8 protein-coding genes and 1 riboswitch are annotated in these 9,740 nt (G+C 70.6%); of the genes, 6 read left to right on the forward strand and 2 right to left on the reverse strand.

All coding sequences use genetic code 11. The features are described 5' to 3' along the window. The first annotated feature begins 19 nt into the window (after window positions 1–19). Window positions 20–102: riboswitch (ZMP/ZTP riboswitch) on the forward strand. A gap of 14 nt (window positions 103–116) precedes the next feature. Next, on the forward strand, window positions 117–1,031 hold the full coding sequence (locus tag ACFQVD_RS02245; protein ID WP_343967678.1) for a bifunctional 5,10-methylenetetrahydrofolate dehydrogenase/5,10-methenyltetrahydrofolate cyclohydrolase: 915 nt from the start codon (window positions 117–119) through the stop codon (window positions 1,029–1,031). A 197-nt stretch (window positions 1,032–1,228) separates the two neighbouring features. Beyond that, window positions 1,229–1,732: an RICIN domain-containing protein gene (locus ACFQVD_RS02250; protein ID WP_343967273.1), complete on the forward strand. Its 504-nt coding sequence runs from the start codon at window positions 1,229–1,231 to the stop codon at window positions 1,730–1,732. A gap of 105 nt (window positions 1,733–1,837) precedes the next feature. On the opposite strand, the gene ACFQVD_RS02255 is transcribed toward ACFQVD_RS02250, so the two are convergent. Beyond that, window positions 1,838–3,424 (reverse strand): MDR family MFS transporter, encoded by a 1,587-nt coding sequence (locus tag ACFQVD_RS02255; protein WP_343967271.1) that lies wholly within the window; start codon window positions 3,422–3,424, stop codon window positions 1,838–1,840. 81 nt (window positions 3,425–3,505) lie between these two features. On the opposite strand from ACFQVD_RS02255, the gene ACFQVD_RS02260 reads away from it, so the two are divergent. Beyond that, complete coding sequence (locus ACFQVD_RS02260; protein ID WP_343967269.1) at window positions 3,506–4,066, forward strand: TetR/AcrR family transcriptional regulator; 561 nt, start codon at window positions 3,506–3,508, stop codon at window positions 4,064–4,066. Here ACFQVD_RS02260 and ACFQVD_RS02265 read toward each other — a convergent pair. Continuing rightward, on the reverse strand, window positions 4,056–4,952 hold the full coding sequence (locus ACFQVD_RS02265) for a cation diffusion facilitator family transporter (protein WP_364153361.1): 897 nt from the start codon (window positions 4,950–4,952) through the stop codon (window positions 4,056–4,058). The genes ACFQVD_RS02260 and ACFQVD_RS02265 overlap by 11 nt on opposite strands. A gap of 251 nt (window positions 4,953–5,203) precedes the next feature. Between ACFQVD_RS02265 and ACFQVD_RS02270 the strand changes: the two genes are divergently transcribed. From ACFQVD_RS02270 to ACFQVD_RS02280, 3 genes are read left to right on the forward strand one after another with little or no spacing between them, the layout of a single operon-like run. Further along, entirely contained in the window at window positions 5,204–6,940 is a 1,737-nt protein-coding gene (locus tag ACFQVD_RS02270) for a fatty acyl-AMP ligase (protein WP_343967265.1), read from the forward strand. A 2-nt stretch (window positions 6,941–6,942) separates the two neighbouring features. Then, the gene (locus ACFQVD_RS02275) at window positions 6,943–7,215 is read left to right on the forward strand and encodes an acyl carrier protein (protein WP_343967263.1); all 273 of its coding nucleotides are present in this window, start codon (window positions 6,943–6,945) and stop codon (window positions 7,213–7,215) included. Next, the gene (locus tag ACFQVD_RS02280) at window positions 7,212–9,590 is read left to right on the forward strand and encodes an MMPL family transporter (protein WP_343967261.1); all 2,379 of its coding nucleotides are present in this window, start codon (window positions 7,212–7,214) and stop codon (window positions 9,588–9,590) included. The genes ACFQVD_RS02275 and ACFQVD_RS02280 overlap by 4 nt, the downstream gene beginning before the upstream one ends. The last annotated feature ends 150 nt before the right edge of the window (window positions 9,591–9,740 follow it).

A 9,740-nucleotide genomic window follows, 5' to 3' on the forward strand; every position in this document is an offset into this window, starting at 1 on the left:
GATGCCGATCGGGCATCCTGGGGGATGACGCGACTGGCGGCAAGGGGATGGCATCAACCATCGGGGAGCTCGTCGTGGGAGTCGACCGCCTGGGCGCCCACGCCGAGAGGACACGTATGTCCCAGCCCGTTCGAAACGGCTCAGACGGCTCGGAGCCCGGGAGCGCGCCGTCCGCCCGGCTGCTTCCCGGCGGCCCGGTCGCGCAGAGCATCCTCGACGACGTGGCCGCGCGGGCGGCCGCGCTGACCCGCGGGGGCGTCACCCCGAGCCTGGCGACGGTCCTCGTCGGAGACGACGACGCCAGCGCCGGATACATCCGGATCAAGCAGCGGCAGGCCGCCGAGCTCGGTTTCGCCTCGCCGCACGAGCACCTGCCCGCGAGCGCCACCCAGGCGGACCTGCACGCGGTCATCACCGCGTTCAACGACGACCCGGCGGTGCACGGGCTGCTCGTGCAGCATCCCGTCCCCAGGCACCTCGACTACGACCGGGCCCTGCAGGTCATGGATCCCGACAAGGACGTCGACGGCATGCACCCGCTCAACATCGGGCGGCTGGCGCTGGAGCTCCCCGGCCCGCTGCCGTGCACGCCCGCGGGGATCGAGGCGCTGCTGGCCTACTACGACATCCCGGTCGCCGGTCGTGAGGTGGTGATCCTCGGGCGCGGGGCCACGCTCGGGCGGCCCCTGTCGATCCTTCTCGCGCAGAAGCGCCCGACGGCGAACGCCGCCGTCACCGTCGTGCACACCGGGGTGAGCGACTGGCCCCGCTACACGCGCCGCGCCGACGTCCTCGTCGCCGCCGCGGGTGTGCCGGGCATCATCCAGCCCGAGCACGTCAAGCCCGGTGCCGTGGTCATCGGCGGCGGCGTGCGCTACGAGGGCAGGCGCCTGCTGCCCGACGTCGACGAGTCCTGCGCCCAGGTGGCCGGGGCCATCACCCCCAGGGTCGGCGGGGTCGGGCCCACCACCGTCGCGATGCTGTTCCGCAACGCGATCACCGCGGCCGAGCGCGCGACGGCCTCCAGGTGAGTCCCCCGGTGGCCTCCCTCCGGGGGAGGCCACCGGGTGGCCGCGTCCCGCGAAACGCCGACCGTCGTGTCGCCACCCTGAAACCGATCGCCCTGCGTGTACGTTCTGCTGCGGAGAGTGGTCATCGGGGGCGGGGGTCTTCCGATGGTGCACGTCGCTCTCCATTCCCGTGACCCGCAGGAAGGAGAGCATCGACGATGCGACGGAGATTCAGGGTGCTGGCGTCGGCGGCGGCGGTCGCGCTCGGCTGCGCGGGGTTCGTCCCCGGTGCGGTGACCGCCTCGAGTTCGGTGTCCGCCGCCTGGGGGCCCATCCGCAGCCACCAGAACTGGCGCTGCCTGGACGCCGACCTGGGCACCATCGGCCCGAACGGCACCAAGGTGCAGCTGTGGGGGTGCAACGGCTGGGACAACCAGTCGTGGAGCTATGACGTGTCCAGCCACACGATCCACAGCAGGGAGAACGGGCGCTGCCTGGACGCGGACCTGGGCACTATCAACGCGAACGGCACCAAGGTGCAGCTCTGGGACTGCAACGGCTGGGCCAACCAGAAGTGGATCTACGACGCGACGAGCCACACGATCTACAGCATGTACAACGGGCGTTGCCTGGACGCGGACCTGGGCACCATCGGCTCGAACGGCACCAAGGTGCAGTTGTGGAACTGCAACGGCTGGGCCAACCAGAAGTGGACGCTCTGACCGCCGTCACTCCCGGGCGGCGGGATCGCACCCTGCCCTCCCGTGCACCGGAGCCCGGGGCCGGCGGAGAGTGGGCCGGCCCCGGGCGGTGTGCGGGGAGGTTCGCTACCTGCCGACGGTGACCGGCGGGGCGGCCGGATCGGCGGCGGTGGCCGGGGCGGCGGACCGGGCCGAGCGCAGCGGGATCTCCTTGATCATCAGGGCGGTCACCGCGGCGAGGACGGCGATCGGGACGCCGACCAGGAAGACCGCGCTCATCGCCCGGGTGAAGGCCTCCAGGATGATCTCCAGGACCGGTGCGGGGAGCTGGTGGATGACCTCGGGGGAGCCGAGGTTGGGGGTCGCGCCACCGCTCAGCGGCAGCTTCGCGGCCTTCGCCAGGGAGATCAGCTCCGCGGTGAGGCGGTTGGCCAGGATCGCGCCGAAGGCGGCGACACCCACCGCGCTGCCCAGGGAGCGGAAGAACGACACGCCGGAGGTCGTCGAGGCGAGGTCCGCCCTGGACACCGCGTTCTGCGCGGCCAGGATCAGGATCTGCATGGTGGCGCCGAGCCCGACGCCGAGCACCGCGTTGTCGACGCCGACGAGCAGCAGCGAGCTGTCGACGTGCAGGCGCGACAGGAGGAACAGGCCGAGTCCGACCAGCAGCATGCCCACCACGGGGAAGATCTTCCACCGGCCGGTCCTGCTGACGAACCTGCCGACCGCGATCGAGGAGACGAGCAGGGCGAGCACCAGGGGAAGGGTCATCAGGCCGGAGCCGGTGGGGCTCATGCCCTTGACGATCTGCAGGTACTGGGGCAGGAACATCAGCGCGCCGAACATCGCCGCGCCGACCAGCAGGGAGGCGACGGAGGTGAGCACGAAGGTGCGGTTGCGGAACAGGTGCGGGGGCAGGATCGGGTCGGCCGCCCTGCGCTCGGCGACGACGGCCAGGCCGAACATCACCAGGCTGAGCGCGCCCAGGCCGTAGGTCCACCCGGAGTTCCAGCCGAACTCCTTGCCGCCGAGGGAGAGCAGCAGCATCAGCGCGGTGGTGCCGCCGGTGATGAAGGTCGCGCCCCACCAGTCGACCTTGGTGTCGCGGCGGGTGAAGGGCAGCTTCAGCACCTTCTGGATGACGACGAACGCGACCACGGCCAGCGGCACGCAGATCCAGAACGTCCAGCGCCAGGACATGTTGTCCACGATGAACCCGCCGAGCAGCGGGCCGGCCACCGTCGAGACGCCGAAGACCGCGCCGATGTAGCCGGAGTAGCGGCCGCGCTCGCGGGGCTCCACCACGTCGCCGAGGATGATCTGCGGGAGCGCGGCGAGCCCGCCGGCGCCGATGCCCTGCACCGCTCTGGCGGCGATGAGCTGGCCCATGTCCTGGGAGAACCCGGCGGCTACGGAGGACACCGCGAAGACGACCAGGGCGACCTGGAACATGAGCTTGCGGCCGTAGAGGTCGGATACCTTGCCCCAGATCGGGGTGGAGGCGGTCATGGTCAGCAGGGTCGCGCTGGCCACCCATGCGAGCTGGTCCTGGCCGCCGAGCGTGCCGACGATCGTCGGCAACGCGGTTCCCACCACGGACGTCGAGATCATCGACGTCAGCATGGCGAGCATCAGTCCGGCCAGGATCTCCAGCACCTGTTTGTGGGTGAAACCCGGTGCGGCCTCGGCCTGGATCTGTTGTTCGGTCGGCATGAACCGTCCCCCAATGCATGTAGAGTACATATTAAGTTAGTAGACGCTTGTTTACTCGTCAAATCTGGAAGGATCGCGTAGGTGGATGAGACACGGCAGCGCGACAGGGAGGGCACCAGGCGGCGCATCCTCGACGCCGCCCGCCGGCTGTTCGCCGACCTTGGCTACGACCAGGTGACGATGCGGCTGATCGCCGCCGAGGCGGATGCCAACATAGCGCTGATCAACCGTTACTTCGGCAGCAAACGAGAGCTGTTCGCCGAGGTGCTCGCGATGCAGGGACGCTTCCCCGGCGTACTGGACTTCCCCGAGGAGGAGCTCCCTCGGCGCCTGGCAGAGTACATCGCCGAGCGGCTCCGCTCGGACCAGGCGAGTCCGGTGATGGCCGCGCTCATCCGGTCGTCCAACTGCCCGGAGATCCACGATCTCATCCGGGACCGGGTCAGCTCGGCGATCCTGGAGCCCCTGTCGGCAAGGCTCTCCGGTCCCGACGCGGCCTTCCGGGCGAGAATCGCCACCGCGCTCATCACCGGGAACGGCACGATGCGCCAGCTCTACGGCCCCGAGTCGAGCGACGTCCCCGACCGTGAGGCGGTGATCGCCCGGCTCACCGCGGTCTTCGAGGCCTGCCTCAGCCGGTGATCATGTGGCATGCCGTGCCGGGGACGTGGTCGACCTGCAGTGTGGTGTGGTCGATGTGGAAGCGCTGGTGCAGCAGTTCGGCCAGCTCGCGGCGGACCCGGTGGCAGTCGCCGCCGGGCATGACGGTCACGTGCGCGGAGAGTGCGGGGAAGCCGCTGGTCACCGTCCACACGTGCAGGTCCTCGACACCCGTCACGCTCGCGTGGGCGATGATCGCGGCGCTCACCTCGGTCGGGTTCACCCCGTCGGGCGCGGCCTCGAACAGGATGCGTCCGGCGTCGCGCAGCAGGCCGTAGGCCGCCTTGGCCATCAGGGCCGCGACGACCAGGGCGGCGATCGCGTCGGCCCGGCCCCAGCCGGTGAGCCAGACGACCGCGCCGGCGATCGCGGTGGCCACGAACGCGTACAGGTCGTTGAGGATGTGCTGGAACGCGCCCTCCACGTTGAGGCTGCTCCGGTCGGCCCTGGCGATGAGCCATGCGGCGACGGCGTTGACCGCGATCCCGGCCAGGGCGGTGCCGAAAACCAGGGCTCCGGCGACCTCGGGCGGCTCGATGAGCCGCCGCACGCTCTCGTAGACGAAGTAGGCGACGAGCGCCACGAACGTCAGCCCGTTGACTGCCGCGGAGAGGATCTCGGCCCGCTTCCAGCCGAAGGTGTAGGCGCCGCGGGCCGGGCGGGCCGCCATCCTCATCGCCACCAGTGCGAGCGCGATGGCGCCGGCGTCGGTGAGCATGTGCCCGGCGTCGGAGATCAGCGCGATGGAGTTGGCGGCGATGCCGATGACGACCTCGGCCGCCATGAAGGCGAGCAGCAGGGCGAGCGCCGCCGCGAGGTAGCGGCGGTCGGCGTCGGCGCGGTGCCCGTGGCCATGCCCGTGACCCATCGTAAGATCCATTCTGTCAACACCTGAACATCTGCTCATATGTTAAGCAAGGTGCGCCTGACTCGGCAAGATTCAGCTCCGTCCATGCCCCCGCGTGTGCCCCCGTACACGGGCTCGTGGGGCGGAAACGGGGAGGGGGAAAGTACTAACTTTCGGCGTAAAACCGGGTGAGAGCTTGTGCGGCCCAGGCCTGGGACCGGCTGATCTTTCCTCCTATGTTGGGGTCTCTTGCCATCATGGGAGATGACCAGATGTCCTTTGTGCAGTGGGTGCGCGCGCAGGTGGACCGGCACGGGCACGAACGGTCCTACACCTTCGTGGAGGACCGCAGGGGCGAGCTCGTCGAGCAGGACCGTCTGACCTTCGCCGAGCTCGACGCACGGGCCAGGTCGATCGGCGCCTGGCTGACGGGGCGGCGGATGACGGACCAGACGGTGCTGCTGCTTCACCCGGCCGGTCTGGAGTTCCTGGCGGCGTTCCTGGGGTGCCTGTACTCCCGGGTGGTCGCGGTGCCCTCGCCGCTGCCGCAGACCGATCCCCGTGCGCTGGAACGCGCCGAGGGGATCATCAAGGACGCCGACGTGCGGCTGGTGCTCACCGACTCGGCCAATCTGGACATGCTCGACGCCTGGCTGCGCGATGTCGGCCTGGACGGCACCGTCGAGTGCGTGGCCACCGACGCTCTCGACCTCCCCGACCCCGGGGACTGGACGATGCCCCGGATGGGGCCCGACACCCTCGCCTACATGCAGTACACCTCCGGTTCCACCAGCGAGCCCAGAGGCGTCATGATCACCCACGCCAACCTGCTCCACAACGAGGGGGAGATCTGGCGGGCGATCGGCTCGCCCAAGGTGGGCGTCGGGGTGGGCTGGCTGCCGCACTACCACGACATGGGCCTGGTCGGCATGCTGCTCCAGCCGATCTACGCGGGCGGCGACCTCTACTTCGCCTCGCCGATCGCCTTCGTCATGCGCCCCGCGCTCTGGCTGGAGATGATCAGCCGATACCGGGCCGGATACACCGTCGCGCCGAACTTCGCCTACGAGTGGTGCGCGGCCCGGGTCACCGACGCCCAGGTGGCCGGGCTCGACCTGTCCAGCCTGCGCTTCGCGCTCAACGGGGCCGAGCCGGTGCGTACCGGCACGCTGCGCGCGATGGTGCGCCGCTTCGGAGCCGCGGGCTTCAGTGAGAAGGCGTGGGCCCCGGCGTACGGCATGGCCGAGGCGACCCTGGTGATCACCGCCACCCCGCTGGGGCACGGGCCGACGGTCCGCGGGTTCGACGTCGCGGCGCTGGAGCGGCACGAGGCGGTTCCGGTGGACAACCCGGGAGAAGGCGTGGAACTGGTCGGCTGCGGGCGGCCGATCAGCATGTCCGTGCACGTCGTCGATCCCGGCACCGGAACCGAGCTGCCGCACGGGCGGGTCGGAGAGCTCTGGGTACGGGGGGAGAGCGTCGCGCGGGGGTACTGGCAGCGCGAGGAGGCGACCCGCGACGCCTTCCGCGGGCGCACCGCCGCGGGTGAGGGGCCGTTCCTGCGGACCGGGGACCTGGGCTTCCTGCTGGACGGCGAGCTGTACGTCACCGGCCGCATCAAGGACGTCGTCATCGTCAACGGGCGCAACCTCTATCCCCAGGACCTGGAGGAGGCCGCCCGGCAGGCGCACCCGTCGCTGGGGGCCGGGGCGGCCTTCGGCGTACGTGCCGGGGGCGAGCACGTGGTGCTCGTCCAGGAGATTCGCGAACGGGGCCTCGACGCCCCCGCGGAAGAGCTGGCCCGTGGCGTGCAGGGTGAGCTCGCCAGGTCCTTCGGGCTGCCGTCGATGAGCGTCGTGCTGGTCAGGCGCGGCGGAGTGGGCAAGACCACCAGCGGCAAGATCCAGCGCTCGCGCACCCGTGACCTGCTGCTGAACGGATCGCTGCCCGTCGTCCACGCCGAGCTCACGGCGGCCGTCGCCGCGCGCGTCCGATCAGAAGGAGTGTGAGCATGTCCGCCGACGCTGGGATCGCCGCAGACCTGGACATCATCCGCGGCTGGCTGAGGGCGCGGGTGGCCTCCTACGTCATGCGCCCGCCGGAGGAGATCGACCCGCTGGTGCCGGTCGCCCAGTACGGCATGGACTCCGTCTACTCGCTCAGCCTCTGCGGGGACATCGAGGCCGAGTACGGGCTGGAGATCGAGCCGACCATGGCCTGGGAACACCCGACGGTCGCGGCCATGGCCGACCACCTGCTGGGACGGCTGAGCACGGGCCGATGAACGGGGCGTCGCTGGCCGGGCTGCTGTGCGGGCGGCGCACGAAGTGGGTGGTGCTGCTCGTCTGGCTCGGCGTCGTCGTCGTGGCCGCCTCCCTCGCCGGGCGGCTGGAGTCGGTGCAGCAGGACGACGTCGCCGGATACCTCCCCGCCAGCGCGGACTCCGCGCAGGCGGTCAGGCGCATCCTCGGCATGCAGGGGGAGAACCTCTCCCCGGCGACGATCGTCTACGAGCGGCCTGGCGGTCTCGGCGAGGCCGACGACGCCGAGATCGCCAGGGACGTCAAGGCACTGGCCGGGGTCCCCGGGGTGGTGGCCGAGATGCCCACCCCCACCGGCGGCAGGACCTTCGGGCGTGCGGAGTTCGACAGGGAACTCGCGCCGTACCGGGACGCCCGAGGACGGCTGCCCGAGCAACTGCGGAGGGTCGAGCAGAAGTTCCGGGCGCCCAGGCTGACCAAGACGATCAAGTTGATCGCCACGCAGCGGTCCGGGGACGGCGAGGCGGTCCAGGTCGTGGTGATCGTCAGGGACCAGGGCGGCAGGGAGACCGCCGAGATCGTCGACCGGATCCGCCGGGTGGTGGACGAGGGCCGCCCCGCGGGACTGGCCGCGTACATCACCGGCATGGTCGGATTCCAGGCCGACGCGCTGGCCGTGTTCTCGACGGTGGACAGCGACCTGCTGCTGGCCGCGATGGGCGTGGCCGTGGTGGTGCTCCTGATCACCTACCGCAGCGCGGTCCTCTGGCTCTTCCCGCTGGGAACGGTGCTGGTCGGGCTGGCCGTCGCGATGGGGGTGAACTACCTGCTCGCCGCCGCGGGCGCGATCACGGTCAGCAGCGTGGCGGTCTCGCTGCTCATGGTCCTGGTGATCGGCGCGGGCACCGACTACGCGCTGCTGGTCATCGCCCGCTACCGCGAGGAGTTGCGCAGGCACGCCGACCGGCACGAGGCGATGGCGGTCGCGCTGCGCAGGGCCGGGCCGGCGGTGGTGGCGAGCGCGGCGACGGTGGTCGCCGCGCTGCTCTGCCTGGTGGTGGCCGAGCTCAACTCCACCAGGGGCCTCGGGCCGGTCTCCGCGGTCGGGGTGACCAGCGCGATGCTCGCCATGATGACCCTGCTTCCCGCGGTCATGGTCGTCTTCGGGCGCTGGGTCTTCTGGCCGCTCGTCCCGCACCACGACCCGGACGCCGAGGAGCACCCCGCCGACCACGGCAGATGGGGCGCCCTGGGCAGGAGGATCCACGCGAACCCCCGTCTGGTGTGGGTCGTCACGGTCCTCGGGCTCTGCCTGTGCGCGTCCGGGCTGGCCTCCTACCGGGCGGGCGGGCTGGGCAACGCCGACGTCTTCCTCTCCAGGCCGGACTCGGTGGTCGGGCAGGAGGCCGCCGAGCGGCACTTCCCCTCGGGCGAGGCCGACCCGGTCCAGGTGGTCACCACCGAGCAGTACGTCAGGGACGTGATCGTGGACACCGCGCAGCGACCGGAGGTCACCGCGATCTCGCTGGGCGCCGCGGGCAACGGCGACATCCTGCTCAACGTGACGGTACGCGGGGGCGACGGAGAGGAGGCCGAGCAGCACGAGGTGCTCGCCCTGCGCGACCGGCTGCGGGCGGTCGCCGCCCCGGACGTCAACGTGGGCGGCAACGTGGCGCTCATCGCCGACCTGGAGCGCGGCGCGCAGCGGGATCGGGTGGTGATCATCCCGCTGGTGCTGCTCGTGGTCTTCGCGGTGCTCGCGGTACTGCTGCGCTCGCTCATCGCGCCCATGCTGCTGCTGGCCACCGTGGTGCTGTCGTTCCTGGCCACACTGGGAATCAGCTCGCTGGCGTTCGCGCACCTCTTCGGTTTCGCCGGGGTGGACCAGGGGTTCGTCCTGCTGGTCTTCGTCCTGCTGGTGGCGCTGGGTGTCGACTACAACATCTTCCTCATGCACCGGGTCCGGGAGGAGGCGCACCGCTACAGCACGGCGCACAGCGCGATCCTCGGCCTGGGCGCGACCGGCGGTGTGATCACCTCGGCGGGGGTCGTGCTCGCCGGCACCTTCGCGGTGCTGGTGGTGCTTCCGCTGACGCAGACGGTCCAGATCGCCTTCGCGGTGGCCGTGGGGGTGCTGCTCGACACGATGATCGTCCGTTCCGTACTGGTGACCGCGCTCACCCTGGACGTCGGCGACGCCGTCTGGTGGCCGAGTCGCCTGTCCAGGGGCACCCGCTGGTGGCGGCGCGGGCCGCGCCCATACCGGCTGCCGGTGGCGGTCAGGCCGCGGGTCATGCTCAGGCCCCGGCGGCTCGTGCGCCCCCGCGTGGTGCTCGGATCCGGCAAGGTCGCCTTGAGAAAGAGCGAAAAAGTAGGAGGCGAGTTTAGCGGTAAATGATAAAAGGCGTTATTGCGAGGCAGATCACACCTGTGATTTACTTGCCGGTAATAAACGTGGGGGTGGATCGGCGCACACAATGCGTTTCTGCCCCTTCGAGGTGCTAATAAGCGCCCGTCAGGCATTTTCCGGCCCAGATGGAAAGCGTGG

Source organism: Streptosporangium amethystogenes subsp. fukuiense (assembly GCF_042665875.1).
Lineage (GTDB): Bacteria > Actinomycetota > Actinomycetes > Streptosporangiales > Streptosporangiaceae > Streptosporangium > Streptosporangium fukuiense.